Origin of the sequence: Chryseobacterium glaciei (assembly GCF_001648155.1) — a bacterium.
GTDB classification, from domain to species: Bacteria; Bacteroidota; Bacteroidia; order Flavobacteriales; family Weeksellaceae; genus Chryseobacterium; species Chryseobacterium glaciei.
Genome location: NZ_CP015199.1, coordinates 1350616 through 1372036, shown reverse-complemented (window position 1 = coordinate 1372036; position 21421 = coordinate 1350616). Strand labels below are relative to the sequence as shown.

Here is a 21421-nt window from a genome sequence, read left to right as displayed (position 1 = left end):
ATGAATAAAACTTTTGCTGATCAAGTCGTTCAGTTCAATAAAAATCTGGAATATTCAGGAAATCTTCCCGAAGGTTTTCAGGTCTTGAATCCGTATTTAGATAATCCGGAAACGATGGAAGTCATGCAAAAGTTTTATCAAAAATATTATAACGATTCCAATAAAAGGAAATTCATAATCGGAATCAATCCTAGTCGTCATGGAGCAGGAGTGACGGGTGTTCCGTTTACCGATACAAAACGTTTGGAATCTGTTTGCGGAATTACAATGAAATCTGCTCGCACACATGAAATTTCTTCTGTCTTTATGTATGATATGATCGAAGCATACGGCAGTGCAGAAGAATTCTACAAGGATTTTTATATCAATTCTCCTTTTCCTTTAGCGATTGTAAGAAAAGCAAAAACAGGTTGGTTAAATGCTAATTATTACGACGATAAAAAGCTATTCGAAGACGTGAAAGATTTTATGATTGATTCTTTAAGAAAGCATATCAGCTTAAATGTCGATACCTCAGAAGTCTTTATTTTAGGAAAGAAAAATGCAGATTTTATTTCCAAACTCAATAAAGAAGCAAAACTTTTCGATAAAATGACGGTTCTGGAGCATCCCAGATATATTCAGCAATATAAATTGAAAGAAAAAGAGATGTATATTGACAAATATATTTTAGCCTTAAAAAAATAAAATGGAATGAACACGTTTCCAGAAGGTTTAAAATTTAAATATAATTGGAGAAAATATCAGAAAAATTTCCTCGATAATGTTGAGGAATATCTTACCGATAATCATCTTCATATTGTAGCTCCTCCAGGTTCTGGGAAAACGGTTTTGGGATTAGAGGTAATGTTAAGACTTAATAAACCCACATTGATTGTTGCGCCGACTTTAGCCATCAGAAATCAATGGATTCAAAGATTTTGTGAGCTCTTTCTCAATATAGAAATCACTCCTGATTGGATTTCTACAGATATTAAAAATCCCAGTTTTATTACAGTTACTACCTATCAGGGAATTCATGCTGCTTCCAATAATCTAAAAGAAATTGTTGATGAAGAAACAGATGAAATTTCTTCCCATTATACAATTTCAGAAGTTGTAAAGAAATTAAAAAAGCAGAAAGTAGGAACTTTTATTTTAGACGAAGCCCATCATCTTCAAAATACATGGTGGAGAAGTTTAATAGATCTAAAGACGGAAATTAATCCTACGATTGTAGCGCTTACCGCAACTCCTCCTTTTGATGTTTCTGGAGCCGAATGGCAACGATATATTCAACTGAATGGTGCTGTAGACGTTGAGATCTCAGTTCCGGAATTAATGATAGAAGGAGATTTATGTCCGCATCAGGATTTGGTCTATTTTACATTACCAACGCAACAGGAACAACTGAAAATAGAGCAGTATCATATTCAGGCTAACCAATTTTTTGAAGAAATTAAAAATGATAATGTTCTTTTAAATGCAATAGAAAATCATTCTGTATATCAAAATCCGCAATTGCATTTAGAATGGATCTATGAGAATGTATCTTCCTATACTTCAGGCTTAGTTTACATGAATTTTAGAGGTAAAGAAATTCCCGAAATTCATTTTGAAATCATTGGAGACGAACAAAAATTTATCCTCGAATTTGATTTCTTTTGGTTTGAAGAATTACTTGATTTTTATTTATTTGTTGACGGAATTGATTTTAAAGACTCAGAAGAACATCGCACAGATCTTGAAAACCGATTAAGACGACATGGTTTTCTAGACAAGAAAAGAGTGAGTTTTTTTGAGAATAAAAATCTATCTCAGATTCTTAATTCAAGCATGGGAAAACTCCAAGGTATAAAAGATATTGCAGATTTTGAGTATTCTGTTTTAAAGGAAGACTTGAAAATGGTCATTCTTACAGATTTTATCAAAAAAGAATATTTAAGTACTGAAAAAACAAACACCTTCGATCTTGATAAGATGGGAGCTATTTCAATTTTTGAAAAATTAAGAAGAGAAAATTTACAACATAAAAAAATTGGTGTTTTAACAGGCAGTATTGTGATTATTCCTAAAATAGCCTTAGAATTATTTGATGAGTTTTGTATGAAAAAAGGGATTCCAAAAGTTTCTGTTTCCGAGCTTTCTTATGATAGCGAATATCTTTTGGTGAATCTTTCTGAGTCTATAAAACACGATATTGTTCATATCATTACAGAAATTTTTCAAGGTGGTGAAATTCAAATTTTAATAGGAACAAAATCACTTTTAGGAGAAGGTTGGGATGCTCCTAAAATGAATGCGCTTATTTTGGCAAGTTTTGTAAGCTCGTTCGTTCTTTCAAATCAAATGAGAGGAAGAGTAATAAGAACCCAGAAAGATAATCCTGAGAAGACAGGCAATATTTGGCATCTTGTATGTTTTGATGGGAATAGCGAAAATGGCGGACAAGATTTTGATATTATAAGAAAACGATTTAAAACATTTGTTGGGATTTCAAGTAAGGACAATCCTACCATAGAAAATAATTTTGAAAGATTAAATATCAAAACTATTGAAAATATTCACGAAGTTTCTTTGATTAATCAAAGTACATTTGCTTCTGCCAGCGATAGGAAAAGCCTTTCTAGCCATTGGAAAACAGCTTTAGATAAGGGAAATATTCTTATAGAGGAAATACAGGTTCCTTTTGAAGAAATGAAAGACAACAAAAAAATGAAGATGAAATATCTTGGTAAAATGATAGGGAATCTTTCAGGAGTTGCTGTTTCTTCTTTTGTGATGTTTTGGTGGGATTTATTGGTGGGAATGTTTCGATCAGCTAAATCTATTAATTCTGTAACAAGCTTTTCGTGGTTTGCATTTTTATTCGGAGCAGTTGGACTCTTGATCTATGGCGGGAAGTTTTATAGAGCATTACAACAATATTTTAAATATAAAAACATAGCAAAGCATATTGAATTGATAGGAAATATTGTCGTAAAAGGTTTAATGAATGAAAGAATTATTAGAACACCTCTTGAGAAACTCAAAGTTGTAAGTTCGGCTGATTACTACAAAAACTCAGTTTGTCATTTGGAAGGAGGAAGCAATTATGAAAGATCTCAATTTATCCAAACGTTGCAGGAATTAATTTCTCCTGTTGATAATCCAAGATATTTGTTGGAGCAAAAAAGAAATCTTTTTTTTATAAAGAAGAATAGCTACTATCCATTGCCTGAAATTTTCGCTAAAAATAAAAAAAGTGCAGAATTTTTCTGTAACACATGGAGTGAAATGATGGAAGCGTCTGATTTAATTTTTACCCGAACAATTGAAGGCCGAAAAATACTGCTTAAATTAAGGTTTCAATCGTTAATGAAAAGAAATGTAAGAATTGAACATCTCCATAAATGGACAAGATAAAACAAAAATCCCCTGAAATAATCAGGGGATTTCTTCACTTATGTAATTAGAATCTTCGTGGTACAATATACTTATGTTAAAATTTTCATGGTTATTAGATTTTTTTAACTCCAGTAGTTACTTCTTAATGATTTTATAAGATTCTGAGGGTGTTTTTATTAAATAAACTCCACTTGGAAGTTCAGAAATATTAGTTTCATTGATACCTTTTTTGATGTCTAGGCTTTTGACCAATTTTCCTTCCTGATTATAAATCTCGGCTTTATTATTTTCTTCAGTTTTTATCGTAAGAGGACCATTTGTCGGGTTAGGATAAATGCTTGCCTGCTTTTTGATCACACCAGCTGCTTCATTGGTGGCTAAAACAATACCTGTATCTTTTACCCAAGTGAAAGCGTCAAGACCTGCATACGTATAAAGACCACCAAGAGTAACTTGAAGCTGATCGACAATAATATTCGAATAGTTCTGACCATTAAGATTGGTTAAATCGATCAAAGTATATCCATTTGTAGAGCCTAAACCGGTTGCAAAACCTGTACTTTTGGTCTGTGTATACTTTGTAATTCCGTTTAATTTACCTGTTACAGTAAGTGTACCGGCTACCGTTTGATTTAAACTTGTATCAGATAAGAATATCCAAAATCTGTTTACTTTATACAAATTAGATGTTGTTTTGATGCTGAATGATGCTCCAACTGCAATATTTCCCGCTCCGGAATTATCAATATATCTATTGTCATTTGCTGTACCATTCCAACCAGTATTTGGGTAGTTGGCCTGAATGTCGAACCCGCCTACATGAGTTAGAATGTTAAAGATTACTCCGTTATCCGTGAAGCTTGTACTTCCGTGAGATTCCGTTTCAAATTGTTCAGTACTAGTCTGCGCAAAGGTGAAAGTAGAAATGAGCAGACTACAGATTAAGAAAAAAGTAGTGCTTTTCATGATTTTAATTTTTTAGATGTTTATAAATGTATTTTTTTATGGTCTTGAAGGAAAAATTCCTTCTACACAAATAATGTAGTTCATACCTAAGTATGGTGGCATATTTTCAATAGGCACATTTGCACCTGTAAAAGTAACTGAGGCTGCATTGATTACTGTATCCGGTGCTGTATCTACAAAGCTAGGAACCGGAGTGAAGTCTCTACCAACAGTTGTTCCAGGAATAGCAATTGATGATGCTGATGATGGAGAAGCTGTTGTTGCATTAGATTTAGAGATTTTCAATTGGCTTACAAAACTTGGTAAGTTTGAGTTAAACAATGTTGTTGTTGGAGTTCCTCCTACTTCACCAAGGTTTACTGATTTTCCTGTATTAGCAATTCCTGAACCGATTGGTGCACGACCGTTTAGATTAGGCAAAGCAAAGTTTGTTGTACCGTTTCCTCCATAAGTCGTTCCTAAAAGTGAAAAAAGAGCTTGGTTTTGTGAAATGCCTAATAAAGCTCCGTTGCATGCTAAATATCCTCTTGGGATAAAGTTTCCTGCAAACATTTTGATGGTTCCTAAATATTCTTCCATGATATTTTCTTTTTAATTGTTGGTTATTATTAATACTTATTTTTAAATTAAGGTCTTGAAGGATAAATTCCCTGAACACAAATAATGTAGTTAAGTCCCATATAAGGCATCATATTATTGATGGGTTGATTCTGTCCGATAAACATTACAGATTGTGGATTAAGAAATGTAATAGATGTTGGAGTTGCATTGTCGATAAAACTTGGTATGGCAGTAAAATCTCTACCTACAGTTGTTCCCGGAATTGCAATTGATGAAGTTGCAGATGGTGAAGCTGAAGTAGCATTAGCTTTAGCAACTTTTAATTGACTTGTAATGGTAGGTAAGTTCATAGACATGATCGTCGTTTGTGGAGTTCCAGACTGCTCTCCCAATACGTAAGTTTGACTTCCATTGCTTCCAATTCCCAGAGGATAGCGCCCGTTAAGGTTTGGTAAAGCAAAAGTTGAAACACCGTCGCCTCCATAGGTAGTTCCTAAAAGAGAGAAGAGAGCGGAATTTTGTGCAATACTTAATAATCTTCCATCGCAGAACATAAAGTTTACAGGGGCAAAGTTTCCGGAGAATGATTTGATGACTCCCATTAATTCTTCCATGATATTATTTTTTTCAGTTTTAAATGTTCCTACTCTTTTTTAAGGCTTTTCGGATCTCGCCAATTGTTGGTGTTTATTAACAATTCAAAGGAACGATATATATAAAACTGTAGGTAGAGTAGAAAATACCAAATTTGGGACTCCGTATTTTTACTGATTGTGTATGATATTTTATTAAAGAATATTTGCTTTTTGTTCTAGGTAAAAGCTTCGTATTTAGTATTTTTGTAAGAATCTAATTATAATTAAAAAATGAACGAATTCGTAGTTTCAGAACTGAAAAACAATATTGCCGAGATCACATTCGGAACTCCAAAAAGTAATTCTCTTCCGGGAGCAATTTTAGAAAAACTGGCTCAGACCATTTTGGATGAAGGTGCTAAAGATGAGGTTAAAGCTATTCTTGTAAAAAGTGAAGGTGAAAAAGCATTCTGTGCAGGAGCAAGTTTTGATGAACTTTTGTCTATTGAAGAATTGGAAGCATCAACAAAATTTTTCGGAGGTTTTGCTAAAGTTTTGAATGCGATGAGAAACTGCGGTAAAATTGTAGTCGTAAGAGTTCAGGGAAAAACAACGGGCGGTGGAGTAGGTCTTGCTTGTGGAGCGGATTATTGTTTTGCAACGAAAGATTCTGCTTTGGCTTTAACGGAGATCAATTTAGGAATCGGGCCATTCGTAATCGGGCCATATGTTGAAAGAAAAATTGGGAAATCTCAGTTTTCAGCAATGGCGATTGATGCAGATTTCAGATCAGCAGAATGGGCAGAGCAACATAATGTGTATCATTCAGTTTCAGAAAATATTGAAGAAATGGATGTTAAACTAGAGAAGTTTTTGCAGACTTTAGCGACAAGAAGCAGCGATGCTTTAGCTTTAATTAAAAAAGTATCTTGGGAAGGAACAGATCATTTCAATGAATTAATGCCTGCAAGAATCCACATGAGCGCAAGTTTAATTCTTGAAGATTCTGCAAAGAAAAATATTGAGTCTATTAAAGAGAGATTGAGAGCGAAATAGTTTTCAGCCTTTTAAATAAATCTAGCCGTTGAAATTTTCAGCGGCTTTTTGTTTAAATAAAATATTTCTACATTTTTGAAAAAATAGTTTGCAGATTAAAAATTAATTATAACTTTGTATTTCAAAGTTCTTTATATGGATTCAAAAAACTATCACGAAGATCTGTCGCATATTCGTTCCATGATGGAGCGTTCTTCCAGATTTATTTCATTGAGCGGGTTATCCGGAGTTGTTGCTGGTTTGGCGGCGCTTATTGGTGCCGGTTATGTGTATGTTGTTTTTCAGAGAGAGGGAATTAACTATTTTGACGGTAACAGAAATATATTTAGTCCTGCCTTAGTTCGCGAATTGGTTATTATTGGAACTTTGATTCTGTTTGTGGCTGTTCTCAGCGGATATTTTTTTACGGCAAATAAAAGTAAAAAGAAAGGACTTAAAATTTGGGACGCTACAACCAAGCGACTGTTATTCACATTTTGTGTTCCTTTGATAACGGGCGGATTGGTTTGTTTAGCGCTTTTATATCATCACTTTTTCGTTTTGGTAGCTCCCGCAACATTGATCTTTTATGGATTAGCTTTAGTAAATGCCGAAAGATATACTTTAACGGATGTAAAATATTTAGGCTATTGTCAGATCGCTTTAGGCTTACTTTCCATATTTTTCTTGGGATGGGGATTGTTGTTTTGGGCATTTGGCTTTGGAGTTTTACACATTGTGTATGGATTGATTATGCATAAAAAGTATAAATAAAACATAAATTTGCGCCTCGGAAACTAATTCCTGAAGCCTGAAACCTATCACCTGAAATTATGATCAATATAAATCAACTCAATAAAGAATTCGAAAGCCGTGTGAGATTGGGCATTATGTCCGTTCTCATGGTCAACGACTGGGTTGATTTCTCGGAAATGAAGAGTCTGTTGGAAATCACAGACGGCAACTTGGCCAGTCATAGTAACGCATTGGAAAAAGCAGCTTACATTGAAGTGAAGAAAGAATTTGTAGGTAAAAAACCTAAAACTTCTTACAGAGTCACCCAAAGTGGAAGAGAAGCTTTTACAGAACACCTAAATATGCTAGAAAAATTAATAGGGAGGTAAGCTCTATATTTTTTTGTTTTTAAACTTTGCAACTCAAAGTTCTTTGCTTAAAATAAAATTAATAATTAAAAGAATGAACAATTCAACAATTAAAAATATAGGAAAATATACGTTCTGGACTACTTTCCTTTTGGGAAATATATTTCTTTTCGGATTTATATTTAGTCAGACTAAAGAATTTGCAATAGCGTCACTATTTTTCTTAGGTTTTGGAATTTTAACCAATGCAATAATGTTTTTTGGACTTCTTATTTACGGCGGATTTTATCAGAATAAGTTTGGTGCATGCTTGGAATCTGCCTTGATCATTCTATTAAATCTTCCTGTATTATTCCTTTACTCCTTCTTTTTTTATAACTAATTAAAAATAATAAACAAATGAAAAAATTACGCACTCGATTCCTGCTTTTCATGTACGAAAACTCTCAAAAGCAATATCGAAAATACTTTAAAAAGAAAAAAAGACAATGGCAATTCAATGAAAAGCAATTGTTAAGCTTTAAAGAAGATTCACTAGGAAAAACGATGGGAGAGTTTTATCAAAAACACGGCTTCAGAATGATTCCCAAAATGGAAAACCACGATGTCTATCACCTAATTACCGATTACAGCACCAATATTCAGGATGAGATTGCAATGCAGTATCTGCTTTTCGGGAACGGTAAGAGAAGCGCTTACCTTTTAGGGGTTTTGTTATTGGGAACTTTTGTTTTTCCTGAATACTTTAAAACCTATAGAAATGCCTTCCAAAAAGGGCGAAGCATGAGATCATTCCACGATTGGGATTTTGAAAATCTCCTGTGGCAGAATTTTGACCATTTGAAAGATTTTATCCAACAAAAACAAACTCCAATATTTTACTAACATTCATAACCAACAACTAACAACGAAACATTTACCCTCATTATGAAAACACATCATTATATATTACTCACCACCTTAGCATTCATCATTGTATTTTACGATGAAAATGTAGGATTGAACCTAGGAATTCTAGGAATCATTTATTCAGCACTTACGTTATACAAAACGCCTGAGAAAAACAGAACCAGAACATTTCTCATACTTTTTGTAACGAGCATTCTTTCTAGTATTGCTTTTGCTTGGTATGGGGATTTTCCATCATTTTTGGCTATTGCAAGTTCACTTTTATTGTTGTCTTACAGGTCAAAAAACAGAAGATTGAAAACCCTTTTTCTCATCCCTGTTTTTGTGGTTAACTGCTTCACATTTATTTGTAGATTTTTCAATTTTGATAAATGGCTGCCGAAAAGAAATATCTCCGGATTATGGCAAAAAACATTGGCTTTTGTATTAATTCCGCTTGTGTTAATAGCTATTTTCTTTGGAATTTATTCCGCGGGAAGCGATCATTTTGCCAATCTTTTCAAAAATATCGAATTAGATATTAACTTCTGGCAACTTTTAGTAATTACGGTTTTAGGCTTCTTTTTCGCTTTTAATTATTGGAATTATACGATTGAAAAGATGATCTACAAACAGAATCATATTTTAGATGACAATTTCACGGAAGAAAATAAAATTCAGAAATCAACGTATTCTTTTCTTGATTTGGATGCTGAAAGAATGAGCGGAGTAATTTCTTTCTTTTCATTAAATATTTTATTGATATTCTTTATCGCAACATACAATTACGAACAGTTTTTTGAATCTGTAAAAACACCCAATCAGCTTTCCGAAGAAACTCACGAAAGAGTAAATGCGGTAATCGTTTCGATTATAATGGCAATTTTGGTGATCATGTTTTATTTTAAATCGAGTTTTAATTTCGATCCTAAAGCAGGTTTGATGAAAAGTTTAGCCAAAATCTGGATTGTATTAAATGTAATTCTTGTTTTTTCAGCAATGATGAAAAACTACGAATACATTATCAGCTATGGCTTTACCTATAAAAGATTAGGTGTTTGTGGATTTTTGATTTTATAATTAATTGGTTTAATCATGACCTTCATTAAAATTCAAATGAAAAAAAGGAATGCATTTTTATTCAATACAATGATTGGGTATGTGTATGGAACGATTTTAGTTTGTAGTTATTTCAATTGGGGTGGTTTCATAACTTCTCAAAATATAAAACACAATAATTTTGATCATTACTATCATACAACCGCAGTTAATTTTAACGAAGAGTATTTATTGAAATATGCTGAGGAAAAGCATTATGAAAGTATGAAAAAAGACATTCTGGAAAGAGTAAAGGTTCAACAAAAAGAGAGCTTTCTTTCTAAGGTTCTTTACTATCAAACAATTAAATAATTTGTTCTAAAATGATGAAAAAATTAAAAAACAGTCACAGATTTGAGATTACAATTTTGTTAATACTGATGACATTATTTTGTTTCAGTCTTTCAATATTCAGGTATTATTTGAGTGATACAAGGGTATTTTTGTTCCTTAATTGGAATTTATTTTTGGCATGGATTCCTTTTGTAATAAGTAGCATTTTGGTTATTTTTAGCATTAGAAGCAAAGTTGCATTAGCTTTTGCGATTATCGTTTGGATTTTATTTTTCCCTAATTCACCTTATATCCTTACAGATCTTTTTCACCTAAAAGCAAGAAGCTCGGTACCTATTTGGTATGATCTTATCGTTATTCTTTCGTACGCCTGGACGGGATTAATGTGTGGTTTCATTAGTTTGATGGATATTGAGAAAATGCTTTCATCTTATTTTAAAAGGACAACAATTAGCATTATTGCTGTTTTGTTTCTATTTCTAAGCAGTTTTGGAGTCTATCTTGGTCGATTTTTAAGATGGAACAGTTGGGATGTTCTGAACAATCCGTTCGGATTATTTAATGATATTGCCGTTAGATTTATTTATCCTCTGGAGCATTCAAAAACATGGGGAGTTACCATTTTGATGGGGATAATGCTCAATTTTATGTACTTCATGTTAAGAGCTATAAGAAAGGAGGCTTTGATTTCTGAAAAATAATAAACTAAGCTTTTTTTTAAGGTTTTAATATGCTTTATGGAACAATTTTAGCTTCTGAATAGCATCATGAGTTAAACTTGTTTAAAGCTTAGTTATTTTAACCACAAAAGAAACAAAAGATTAAACACATTATTTAAGTTTATGATGAACTGCAAACAAGAACACATATTATTCTTTTGAGAGCTTTTGTTTTCAAAATAGCTAAAATTAAATAGTTCAATCATGGCTTTTGTATCTTTTGTGGTTAAATTTTTTAATAAGCTTAAATTAAAACTCCAATGTTTCATTTAAAAATAACTATTATGAAAAAATCCTTATTGTTGATCCCATTGATTATTATTTCTTGTAAAAAAGAAGCCAATATTACGGAAACTCCGAGTAAAGATTCAATGGCGGTCACAGAAATGCCAGACTCACCATCCAAAGTAGATTCGGCGGCAATAAGAATGAAAGATTCAATCATCAATAATTCTCCCGTCACAAAAGAGGTCTTGAAAACCGGAGTAATGAGAAATATGAAAGAAGGGCAGATCATCAGAACAGCCGACGCTTCTCAACTTCCATTTACACTTGGGGAAGAGTTTACAAAAGATAATCAGGAATTGGTTTTAAAAATTACAAACTACGAAAAACCAGATATCAAGGCTACGATTTCCACTAAAGAAAAAGATTTTAATATCAGATTTAATCAAATAAAAATGCCAAACGGAAAGTATGACGGACCTTTTGGAAGAGAAATCACACACGAGGTTGTGGGTAAAGGCGAAGTTTGGTTAATTATAGGAAAGAGCAATATGGCTTCCGGAAATACAAAAGGGAATTTTAAAGTAAGCGTAGAATAATTTTGGTACAGTTTCTGTAAGTAATTCTATCTATAAAAGAATTACTATTATGAAAAATATGATATTAACAGCGATGGTAGCCTCTGCAGCTTTAGTGAGTTGTGGAACGGTACAGTCACTTGTTCAGAATACATTTCCTTATACAACCAATGTTTTAATTTCTACAGGAGTTCCTGCTGATAAAGAAGTTTCTTCTACGGCAACAGCTACAAATGTTCAGACTTGGTTTGGAGGGAATAACAATGCACAGATTAAAGATGTAAGAATTTCAGATGCTAAAATTTCTGTGGTTTCTCCATCGGGAGGAAATCTGAGCGCTCTGAAATCAATCAAAGTATTTATTTCTTCAAGTGGAACCAAAGAAAGATTAGTAGCATCTCGTTCAAGTATTTCTACTGATGGAGCAAGTTTAAACCTTGATCTTAATGACACAGGGTTTTTGGATGAAGTAGTAAAAAGTTCAGGAGTTACCGTAAGAACGGTGTACGAATTGAAAAATCAGACAAGTTCAGATATGAACTTAAAAATCGCACTTAATTTCAGCAGTGTACCTGCGAAATAGTTTTATAAAAGGTTATTTTAAAAAAACGTCTCTCAAAATTTTGAGAGACGTTTTTAATTTTATCATTATAATTGAAAAGATCTTCGTGAACTTTGCGTTAAAAATTATTATTAAAATTTAGACGTTTAAATTATTGCTTAATAAATTTCTCAACAACTCTTCTTTGCCCATCTGTAGCATTAATAATATAAGTTCCTTTTGGTAAATTAGAAATATTCAATTTTTCATCAGATGAGGTTGAACCCTTTAAAATAGATTGTCCTGCCATGTTAATGATTTCAAAATCAATATTTTTTTCAGGACTTCTCACTGAAATAGAATTGGTTGCCGGATTAGGATAAACTTCAATTTTTAATGGAGTTACATTTGTATTTCTTGCAGAAAGTACAAGACTACTTTCCAATTGCTCGATAGCTGCTTTGATGTTCGGAAGAGGGCCAATTTTTGTGGTTAAAACTCCACCTTGAGGAATTCCGGTTGTTACTAAAAGACTTTTCATTGCTGCTGGAGTTAAGTATTGCCCAGTAGCCTGACGATAATAAGATTGAATCAAAATAGCTGCAGAAGACACAATTGGTGTTGCAGAACTTGTCCCACTGAAAAGGGTATAGGTTCTGTTGGTATCTCCGTCATAAGTTGCCCAACCGCCATAACCTGCGGCCAAAACATTTTGTCCCCAACCTTGTACATCCACTCTGTTACCATACGTACTGAAACTTAATTTTGAGTGAGCAGTCGTATTGGTTCCTGCTCCAACAATAATAGCACCGCTGTTTCCTCTTGCGTTATAAGCCGCATAAAAAGAACCGTCAAGATTTTCGTTACCATTTCCTGCGGCTGCAATAATGATGATTCCGGATTCTGTTGCTGCTTTTGTTAAATCCCAGATAAGATTGTCATATTCTGCCGGAACATAATTGGAGTTTTGACCTCCGGTTTGCATTTCGTACAAAACAATATCTCCTGCCTGAGAAGCATTAATAGCTCTTGTTACGGCTGTGACTCTGTTATATGAAGCAGTTGTCCATTCCAGAAAACCTTTCATTTCGGTAGCATTGTAAGCACTTCCTGAAAGTCCGATATTATCTTTTGCTGAACCTAAAATACTCATCACGGCAGTTCCATGATCAAGCCAGCTGTAATAAGTACTTGTCGGAGTTGTTAATGATACATTTGGAGAAACTCCGGATTCTAATTGAACGGTATTTCTGTCAACCAACATTTCATGAGTCTTGTGAAAACCATATTCTACATCACGAACTCTTACATTTTGCCCTGTAATTCCTCTTGACCATGCATAATTTACATTGATTCCGGGGTTTTCAAATAAATAAGTTTGAGAAGCTTCTAAATTAGGTGTAATAACAAAAGTAGCCGTTGCAGGCGGTTCAATAGGTTCATTACTTAATATTGAAGCATATTCTATCTCAGAAAATTTTTCAAAACTTTCGGCTAATTTTAAAATATCTTCATTGTTTTTTACTGAAGTTTCAATTTTGAAAATTCTTCTTAATTTTTCAATTGATTCTCCTGAGTTTTTATTTTTTTTACTGCTTTCAGCCATTTCGCTCAGTTTTCTATTACTGAAACCGAGGTCGTTCACAAATGAAATTCCGTTTTCTCTTACAAATTCTTTGAATTCCGGATTTTTACTTTGTGTATAATTAATAATGTCAACAGCATTTGAATTTTTAGAAAAAGTAACATAAAGGCTGTGTGAATTTGAGTTTTTCTGTAATTGAAATTCTCCCTTTCTGCTTTGTCCAAAAGAAAGGAAGAAACAGAAAATCGATATAATAAAGATTCTGGTTTTCATGGTTTTTTTGATTTTTAGTTTAAATTATTTCTAAAACTTGGGAATAAAGATAATAATTTTAAGTTTACTGCAAGAAAAACGTCTCCTAAATTTTGAGAGACGTTTTTTATTTTAAATCGATTTCTTATTTAAAATCTACAAGCTCAACATCGAAAATTAACGTTGCTCCAGGAGGAATTACTCCGCCAGCTCCGCTATCTCCATACGCCAAATCGGAAGGGATATAAAATCTGTATTTAGCACCTTTGCTCATTAATTGAATACCTTCTGTCCACCCTTTTATAACACTTGAAATGTTTAATTCAATAGGTTTTCCACCTTGTTTTTTCGTAGAATCGAAAATGGTTCCATCCATCAATTTTCCGCTATATGATACAGTAGCATTGCTTGAAGCAGTAGGTTTTGCTTTTCCGTCACCTGGTGTCAAAACTTCATACTGTAAACCGCTTGCTGTAGTTGTTATTTTTTTGTTTAGCTTGTTTTTTGCAAGAAATTCTGCTCCTTTCTTTTTATTTTCGTCAGCTTTTAATTTGTCCTGAGCCTGTCTTTTCTCATTTTGTTTCTGCATGAAACCTTGTAAGAAAGGGCCCATTTCTTCTTTTGGTAATAATCTTGGCTTATCCGAAAGCTCATCTTTTATTGCCTGAGCCAAAAGATCCGGATCTATAGCAAGTCCTTGTTTTTTAAGATTTTGAGCAATATCAAGACCTATGTAATAAGACGCTTTTTGATCGTCAGTATAAGATTTTTGAGCATAAGAAAAATTAATTCCTGCAAGAAGAACTAAAGCAACTAAGGTTTTTTTCATTTTTTGTATAAATTATTCTGTTGTAAATTTAAGCTTTTGTAATGGAATCCATAATAATTGTCACGGGGCCGTCGTTGATTAGGGATACTTTCATATCAGCTCCAAAAATTCCACTCTCAGTTTTGAGCCCTGATTTTGAAATTTCTTCTTTAAAATAATCAAAAAGAGGAATAGCTTTATCAGGTTTCGCCGCTTTGATGAAAGACGGACGATTTCCTTTTTTATAATCAGCAATTAATGTAAACTGGCTGATGCAAAGAATCTCTCCAGAAATATCTTTTACAGAAAGATTGAGTTTATCATCTTCATCACCGAAAATTCTAAGACTTAAAATTTTCTGAACCAACCAATCTGCATCATTTTTTTCGTCATTTTCATCAATACCTACCAAAAGCATTAGTCCTTTTCCTATTTCTCCTACAATTTTGCCATCGACTTTTACGTTGGCCTCAGAAACTCGTTGTATAACAACTTTCATCTTAATAATAGATATTTAAAACATTACTATTTGCGTCATAATTAGACACATAAGTCTTTGGTGGAATATTGGCAACGGCTGTTGGCTGGCCAGTTAATAAGATCCATTTTGCGTTATCTTTCGGGCACACCACACTGATGTCATCTTTAACCTCAAGAGTAGTGTTGGTATCCGGACAAATATGTGGTGCATTTCTGTCATAGATTTTAAATGTCGTGCTGGAAGCTCTTACAACGATGAGCCCTCTGGTACCCGAACTTTGCTCGTCAATGTATTTCCAGCCTCCAACTTGATTCAGAGAATAGTAAGCAGGAAGATTAAGGTTTAATATTACACCAATGGGAGCGTTCGGAAAACAACTGACAGTGTCTTCCCTACTACCGCATGAATTTATAGTTAAATTACTGAATATCAGCAATATGAAAATAGATAAGATTGAGAAACTTTTTTTCATTTCAATTTAAATTTTTATATATTTGTAAAACTTAAACGATTATTACAACAAAACATTGTCCGGCAAATGTCGGATTATTTTTTTATACTAAAACTAAATTTTGAAAATTATGGCAAGCTATGTAACAAAGGAGGGTTTAGAGAAAATGAAAGCTGAGCTGGAACAGTTAGAAACTGTAGAGAGACCAAAAATTACTCAGCAGATTGCAGAAGCCAGAGACAAAGGAGATTTGTCGGAAAATGCGGAATATGATGCTGCTAAAGAAGCACAAGGTATGTTGGAAATGAGAATTTCTAAACTTAAAGACGTTGTTTCTTCTTCAAAAATTATAGATGAAAGCCTATTAGATACTTCAAAAGTTTCAATTTTAACAACAGTGAGACTTAAAAATAATGCAACAAACCTGGAGCAGACTTTTAAATTGGTACCAGATAACGAAAGTGACTTAAAAACCGGAAAGATCTCAGTAAATACTCCGATCGCTAAAGGTTTGCTAGGAAAAGTAATTGGTGACACTGCAGAAATTACTTTACCAAACGGAAACAAATTGTCTTTCGAAGTTCTGGAAATTACTTTATAAACTAAATTCTAACATCTAATTTCTAGTAAGAATGAGTACAATATTCACAAAAATCATTAATGGCGAGATTCTATCATATAAAATTGCGGAAAATGAAGATTTTGTTGCTTTCTTAGATGCAATGCCATTGGTGAAAGGACATACTTTGGTAGTTCCTAAAAAAGAAGTTGACCTTATTTTTGACTTGGACAGCGAAGAGTATAAAAATCTTTGGGGTTTTGCTCAGGAAGTTGCCAAGAAAGTTAAAAATGCTATTCCTTGCGTAAGAGTAGGGGTTGCAGTTGTAGGATTAGAAGTTCCTCATGCACATATTCATTTAATTCCTTTAAATAAAGTGGAGGAAATGAATTTTAAAAATGAGAGATTAAAATTAACTAACGAAGAATATACCGAGATTCAAAACTCAATTATTAATTCTTAAAAAATAAGGAGATCGTAAAGAAGAAATTTTTTACGATTTTCTTTAACATATATAATAGTATAAGATGAATTCAAACCAGTGTTCTTTCTGCGGCAGAAAAAGAAGTGAAGTTCAAATGCTTATTTCTGGTCAGAACGGTTTTATTTGCGAAAATTGTATAGAACAGGCTCATTTAATTGTAAAGGATGGCGGTTCTAAAACAGAACAGTCTCCTGCAGAAAATATTGACGAACTGAAAAAGCCTAAAGAGATCAAAGAATTTCTTAATCAATATGTAATTGGACAAGATCAGGCAAAAAAGCAATTGTCGATTGCCGTTTACAATCATTATAAAAGACTACTTCACGCTCAAAACGAAAACAGAGAAGTGGAGTTGGAGAAATCAAACATCATCATGATCGGTGAAACGGGTACAGGAAAAACTTTATTGGCTAAAACTATTGCCAGAGAGTTGAATGTTCCGTTTTGTATCGTAGATGCAACGATTTTAACAGAAGCAGGTTATGTAGGAGAAGATGTTGAAAGTATTTTGTCTAGACTTTTAATGGTTGCCGATTATGACGTTGAAAAAGCAGAAAAAGGAATTGTATTTATTGATGAAATTGATAAAATTGCAAGAAAATCTGATAACCCGAGTTTGACAAGAGACGTTTCCGGGGAAGGTGTTCAGCAAGGTTTATTAAAATTATTGGAAGGAAGTATTGTGAACGTTCCACCTCAGGGAGGAAGAAAACATCCGGACCAAAAATATATTCAGGTAAATACTCAAAATATTTTATTTATTGCCGGTGGAGCTTTTGACGGGATCAAGGAGATTATCGAAAGAAGAATGAATAAGCAGGCAATAGGTTTCAGCTCAGAAAAGATCAATAAAGTAGATGAAGATGATTATGTATTAACAAATATTAATGCAATCGATCTTCGTACTTTCGGATTAATTCCCGAACTTTTGGGCAGATTTCCAATCATTACTTATCTCGATAAACTCACGAAAGAAGTAATGGTTCGTATCATGAAAGAGCCAAAAAATTCAATTGTGAATCAATTTGTGGAGCTTTTTAAAATGGATGGCACGAATTTAGTATTCACAGACGGTGCAATTGATAAGATTGTAGAAGAAACTATGGAGAAAGGTTTGGGAGCCAGAGGGCTTAGAGGAACCACTGAGAAAGTACTTGAAGACTATATGTTTTCAATAGGAGAGGAGAAAGAAATAGTATTAACCGAAGATAATATTTTTGTTAATAAATAAAATATATTTTTTTCCTTGAAAAAAAAATCTTACCTTTGCGGGTGAAGATTGTATTAACACACAAATAATTATATACAATGAGAAAAAGTTTATTTGCTATTGGTTTATTAGCAGCAGTTAGTTCTGTTCAGGCGCAGAATGTACTATTACACGTAGATGACACTGCTACTACGTACGTGAGTAAAGGTACACTGGTTTATTCTGGTGGAGGCGTACAAATGAGAGGAAATGGAGTTGTTGAAAATCACGGTAACTTTATGGTTAGCGGAACAGCTACAGATTCCTTTAAGACTATTACAACTGGCGGTTCAGACAAGCCAGAAGGTTCCACAACTTCTAATTTTGTTAACAAATTAAATGAGGCAGCTGCTTATGATCAGCCAGCTTCTCTAGATCCTGCAAACCCTAATTATACTTATGGACAGCTATATATTACTGGTCTTCCACAAGGTAATATTACAGGTATTGTTGATGAAGAAATGAGACAGATAAAACATGGAGATTACCAACAAATGGGTATGCCATTCTTTCAAAAGTCTGTTGCTTCTTTAGGGACTGAGGTTGGAAAAACATTTAGCGCTGTAAGAGGTTCTAAAAATGATGTTCTATTTTGGAGAAACAATCTAGTAGATGCTAATCATTTTGCTAATCTTACCCTTCATAAATTTGGAGGTGCGGCTCAAGGATTTGCTTATTATATGATCGGAGGACAAGGGCTTGACCTTACTGTTACAAGAACGATTAAAGGTGTTCCTCTTGCTGATGACGGCTCTGGTCCTGTTGCTTCGCCTACATTGAATGGAGCTGGTGCCAACGTTAACTTTGGTAATCTCGGACAGGGTCATAATGCTTTTAATGAAGCATATAATACATATGTTGAAGATGAGTTTAACGGCGCTTCGGGTAAATGGCAAGGTAACTATGGAAAAAATATGTACCAATTTGCTAACCCATATCTTACTAATTTAGATTTAACAAACATCGGAATAGCTGAAGCTAGTGGTGATGGTGTGAATCTAAGTAATATTTATGGTGTAAGAACTGAAGCAACTGGAGTTCAGTATACAGGTACAGGAAGTACAGCTGCAGCTTATAAAGTAGTTACGTTTAATGCTGGAGTTCCTACAGGAGACGTTTCATCTACAATGGTTAGACCATTTGGAGCATTTACTATTAAGCTTAATAATAATGCTAATAATGATGTTCTTAACTTTGGTAATTTAAGAAGATTTAATTATCTAGGTAGATCATCAGGTACTGCTTATAGTGTTACTGCTGCTAAAAATGGAGCAACAGGAACTGTTAAGCAATTAGGAGTTATCGCTCTTGATATTAACGGTAAAGAATTGGACAGAACATATTATGTTGTTTATCCAAACGGTACTACAGGAAATACTTCAGCTCAGAAGACTCAATATACGGCTAGTACAGCAAATCTTTTAGGTACTTTTGAAGAGGCTCCAGCAGGAGGTATTGATCCAAACTTTAGTTCTAACTATTGGTTATATATCAACGAAGCTAATGAAAATGACTTTAAAGGTAAGAACGTTAGTTTGATGAATTACAGTTCTCAAATTAAGTCTTATAAATTTGAGATCAGAGAAAATGCAGAATTAGTTGCTAGCGGTGCACACCAACTTTCAACAGGTGTTGGCTTCTATTACAAAGCTCCAAACGGAAGTGTAATGCAGGCTAAACAAGGGGAAACAATTCCTGTTACTACTAATGCTTCGCCATATGATTTATATTATGGAGAGCCTAATCGTGATGTCTTAGCAACTCAGAATCCTGTTAAGTCTTCAAGAACAATGGTTGTTTATAACCCGGCAATTACTAACTATATTGTTAGATTTGATCCAAATTGGAAAAAAGCAGATATTGAAGTTTATGATATGAGTGGTAAACTGGTAATCTCTAAAAAAGCAGTAAATACTTCTACAGATTTTGTAATTGAATTAGATAACTCTATTAAAAATTCTTACGTTGTAAAAATTGTTTCAGATAAGGGAGAAACTGTTAATACCAAAATCTTAAAATAAAATATATGAAAACTATAAATAAACTAGTAGGTACTTTTTTTCTTTTAATTGCATTTATGGGGCATGCACAGAAAACAATTGTTGTAGATGATCCAACTGTACAAGGAGTTGGTCCGGGGGTTTCCTCACCAATTGATATGTATGTTTATGCTTTAGGTGCTATTGCAATCATGTTTATTGCATTTTATACTAAAAGATATAAAGGTCAAAAAATATAAAATTTTATTAAAATATTTTAAACTCTCTGATTAATCAGAGAGTTTTTTTATTTTTACATTATGAAAAAGATTTACATACTATCAGCAGTATTATCTGCATTTTCTTTACATGCTCAATTCACTGTTACAGTACAGACGCCTGCAGATTTTAAAGAACAAGACGCTATTCTATATACTTTAAACGGCTCGAAAGATATTATTGCATCCAAAGAGCAGGTTAAAAACAATACTTGGACTTTTAAATATCCTAAAAATTATTCGGGTATGATGAAAATCTACTTTCCGAATACTAATAATTCGATTAGTTTTATTTCAGAAAATAAAAATGTAAGCATAAAGTTAGAAACTCAGGATAATAAAGTTAAGAATATTGTTTATCAGGATGAGTCTAATGATTTAATGAGTAAGTTACAGGAAGGATCTCAGAAAAAAGAATTGATTTTACCAGCTTTAGCTCAAATTAAAGAATATTATAAAGATAATACTGATTTCGGGAAAGCTTTAAAAACTGAGATAAGCAGACTTTCTGGAGGTATTAATTCTGTTGATCAAGCTCAACATCCTTTCATCTATTATTATAATACTAATTACAGCAAATTCTTATCGGCTGATAGCGCTAAAAAAGTTACTCAGGACGATATCGTTAACTTCCTAGATAAATCTAATGATCTTCTTGAAACATCATCATTATTAAGACCTATACTTGTTGCTTATCTGAATACCGGAGGGAACACGAATGTTGGTGCTTCTGTTGACAAGCTTTTAGATACTTTAAAGGTAGAAACTCCGCGTGGGCAGACTGTTTTATCTGAATTAATCGACATCTTTGATGTATATGATATGAATGAATTCAAAGATAAATATCTTGGTCTTGCTAAAAATCTTAAATGTACAATCAATGATAGGTTAGCTTCAACGATTAAATCGAATACAAATGTTGAGATGGGAGCGACTTTTCCTAACAATAAATTCCAGTCTCCTTTAAATACAACTGCAAAGTCATTATATGATGTAAAAGCAGATAAAAAAGTGATTGTTTTCTGGTCGTCTACTTGTTCACACTGTGAAAGCGAACTTCCAAAACTATTGGAAAAATACAATGATTTGAAAGCTAAAAATATTCAGGTTGTAGGACTTTCTCTGGATACGGATAAAGACTCATACAGCAAAAAAATAAGTGTATTCCCATGGATCAATGATTCCGAATTAAAGGGATGGAACAGTAGTTATGTAGATACTTACAATGTTCATGCAACTCCGACTTATTTTATTTTAGATGCTAACAATAAGATAATCAGCAAACCCGAACATGTAGGTGATGTTTTGGAATATTTTAAGATAAAATAATTTTGGTGGTAAGTAAA

23 protein-coding genes and 1 pseudogene are annotated in these 21421 nt (G+C 33.2%); 17 read left to right on the top strand and 7 right to left on the bottom strand.

The features are described 5' to 3' along the window. Both A0O34_RS06090 and A0O34_RS06085 read left to right on the top strand, forming a co-directional pair. The gene (locus A0O34_RS06090) at positions 1-687 is read left to right on the top strand and encodes an SMUG2 DNA glycosylase family protein (RefSeq protein ID WP_066752509.1); all 687 of its coding nucleotides are present in this window, start codon (positions 1-3) and stop codon (positions 685-687) included. A 6-nt stretch (positions 688-693) separates the two neighbouring features. Further along, entirely contained in the window at positions 694-3384 is a 2691-nt protein-coding gene (locus A0O34_RS06085; RefSeq protein WP_066752507.1) for a DEAD/DEAH box helicase family protein, read from the top strand. Between the two features lie 117 nt (positions 3385-3501). On the opposite strand, the gene A0O34_RS06080 is transcribed toward A0O34_RS06085, so the two are convergent. Genes A0O34_RS06080 through A0O34_RS06070 form a run of 3 tightly spaced genes read right to left on the bottom strand, consistent with a single transcriptional unit; the run spans position 3502 to position 5507 of the window. Then, the gene (locus A0O34_RS06080; RefSeq protein WP_066752505.1) at positions 3502-4332 is read right to left on the bottom strand and encodes a T9SS type A sorting domain-containing protein; all 831 of its coding nucleotides are present in this window, start codon (positions 4330-4332) and stop codon (positions 3502-3504) included. 36 nt (positions 4333-4368) lie between these two features. Beyond that, on the bottom strand, positions 4369-4911 hold the full coding sequence (locus A0O34_RS06075) for a phage tail protein (protein ID WP_066752502.1): 543 nt from the start codon (positions 4909-4911) through the stop codon (positions 4369-4371). A gap of 47 nt (positions 4912-4958) precedes the next feature. Then, positions 4959-5507 (bottom strand): phage tail protein, encoded by a 549-nt coding sequence (locus A0O34_RS06070; RefSeq protein WP_066752500.1) that lies wholly within the window; start codon positions 5505-5507, stop codon positions 4959-4961. Positions 5508-5759: 252 nt separating this feature from the next. Between A0O34_RS06070 and A0O34_RS06065 the strand changes: the two genes are divergently transcribed. The 9 genes and pseudogenes from A0O34_RS06065 to A0O34_RS06020 all read left to right on the top strand — a co-directional run bounded on the left by A0O34_RS06065 (position 5760) and on the right by A0O34_RS06020 (position 11991). Then, positions 5760-6524 (top strand): enoyl-CoA hydratase/isomerase family protein, encoded by a 765-nt coding sequence (locus A0O34_RS06065; RefSeq protein WP_066752496.1) that lies wholly within the window; start codon positions 5760-5762, stop codon positions 6522-6524. 135 nt (positions 6525-6659) lie between these two features. After that, positions 6660-7277, top strand: coding sequence for a hypothetical protein (locus A0O34_RS06060; RefSeq protein ID WP_066752494.1), 618 nt, complete (start codon positions 6660-6662; stop codon positions 7275-7277). 59 nt (positions 7278-7336) lie between these two features. Beyond that, positions 7337-7627: a winged helix-turn-helix domain-containing protein gene (locus A0O34_RS06055; RefSeq protein ID WP_054511899.1), complete on the top strand. Its 291-nt coding sequence runs from the start codon at positions 7337-7339 to the stop codon at positions 7625-7627. A 73-nt stretch (positions 7628-7700) separates the two neighbouring features. Beyond that, positions 7701-7988: a hypothetical protein gene (locus tag A0O34_RS06050; protein ID WP_066752492.1), complete on the top strand. Its 288-nt coding sequence runs from the start codon at positions 7701-7703 to the stop codon at positions 7986-7988. A gap of 17 nt (positions 7989-8005) precedes the next feature. Beyond that, the gene (locus A0O34_RS06045; protein ID WP_066752490.1) at positions 8006-8491 is read left to right on the top strand and encodes a Coq4 family protein; all 486 of its coding nucleotides are present in this window, start codon (positions 8006-8008) and stop codon (positions 8489-8491) included. Between the two features lie 42 nt (positions 8492-8533). Next, positions 8534-9904: pseudogene (locus A0O34_RS06040) on the top strand (DUF4153 domain-containing protein). 11 nt (positions 9905-9915) lie between these two features. Beyond that, complete coding sequence (locus A0O34_RS06035) at positions 9916-10587, top strand: DUF1361 domain-containing protein (protein ID WP_066752488.1); 672 nt, start codon at positions 9916-9918, stop codon at positions 10585-10587. 302 nt (positions 10588-10889) lie between these two features. Next, positions 10890-11429: a hypothetical protein gene (locus A0O34_RS06025; RefSeq protein WP_066759546.1), complete on the top strand. Its 540-nt coding sequence runs from the start codon at positions 10890-10892 to the stop codon at positions 11427-11429. A gap of 49 nt (positions 11430-11478) precedes the next feature. Further along, positions 11479-11991, top strand: coding sequence for a hypothetical protein (locus A0O34_RS06020; RefSeq protein WP_066752482.1), 513 nt, complete (start codon positions 11479-11481; stop codon positions 11989-11991). A gap of 130 nt (positions 11992-12121) precedes the next feature. Here the strand turns inward: A0O34_RS06020 and A0O34_RS06015 are convergent, their stop codons facing one another. From A0O34_RS06015 to A0O34_RS06000, 4 genes are all read right to left on the bottom strand, one after another. Further along, positions 12122-13807: a S8 family peptidase gene (locus tag A0O34_RS06015; protein WP_066752480.1), complete on the bottom strand. Its 1686-nt coding sequence runs from the start codon at positions 13805-13807 to the stop codon at positions 12122-12124. A 124-nt stretch (positions 13808-13931) separates the two neighbouring features. Further along, the gene (locus A0O34_RS06010) at positions 13932-14615 is read right to left on the bottom strand and encodes an FKBP-type peptidyl-prolyl cis-trans isomerase (protein ID WP_066752478.1); all 684 of its coding nucleotides are present in this window, start codon (positions 14613-14615) and stop codon (positions 13932-13934) included. A gap of 28 nt (positions 14616-14643) precedes the next feature. Then, entirely contained in the window at positions 14644-15093 is a 450-nt protein-coding gene (gene dtd, locus A0O34_RS06005) for a D-aminoacyl-tRNA deacylase (protein WP_066752475.1), read from the bottom strand. Between the two features lies 1 nt (position 15094). Then, complete coding sequence (locus tag A0O34_RS06000; protein WP_066752473.1) at positions 15095-15547, bottom strand: hypothetical protein; 453 nt, start codon at positions 15545-15547, stop codon at positions 15095-15097. A 109-nt stretch (positions 15548-15656) separates the two neighbouring features. Here A0O34_RS06000 and greA point away from each other — a divergent pair, with 109 nt between their 5' ends. From greA to A0O34_RS05970, 6 genes are all read left to right on the top strand, one after another. Further along, positions 15657-16127: a transcription elongation factor GreA gene (gene greA, locus A0O34_RS05995; RefSeq protein ID WP_066752470.1), complete on the top strand. Its 471-nt coding sequence runs from the start codon at positions 15657-15659 to the stop codon at positions 16125-16127. 31 nt (positions 16128-16158) lie between these two features. Continuing rightward, on the top strand, positions 16159-16548 hold the full coding sequence (locus A0O34_RS05990) for an HIT family protein (protein ID WP_066752467.1): 390 nt from the start codon (positions 16159-16161) through the stop codon (positions 16546-16548). 64 nt (positions 16549-16612) lie between these two features. Next, the gene (gene clpX, locus A0O34_RS05985; RefSeq protein WP_066752464.1) at positions 16613-17800 is read left to right on the top strand and encodes an ATP-dependent Clp protease ATP-binding subunit ClpX; all 1188 of its coding nucleotides are present in this window, start codon (positions 16613-16615) and stop codon (positions 17798-17800) included. A 77-nt stretch (positions 17801-17877) separates the two neighbouring features. Beyond that, positions 17878-19839, top strand: coding sequence for a T9SS type A sorting domain-containing protein (locus A0O34_RS05980; RefSeq protein ID WP_082891109.1), 1962 nt, complete (start codon positions 17878-17880; stop codon positions 19837-19839). 5 nt (positions 19840-19844) lie between these two features. After that, positions 19845-20057: a hypothetical protein gene (locus A0O34_RS05975; RefSeq protein ID WP_066752461.1), complete on the top strand. Its 213-nt coding sequence runs from the start codon at positions 19845-19847 to the stop codon at positions 20055-20057. Positions 20058-20117: 60 nt separating this feature from the next. Then, positions 20118-21404 (top strand): peroxiredoxin family protein, encoded by a 1287-nt coding sequence (locus A0O34_RS05970; protein WP_066752458.1) that lies wholly within the window; start codon positions 20118-20120, stop codon positions 21402-21404. The last annotated feature ends 17 nt before the right edge of the window (positions 21405-21421 follow it).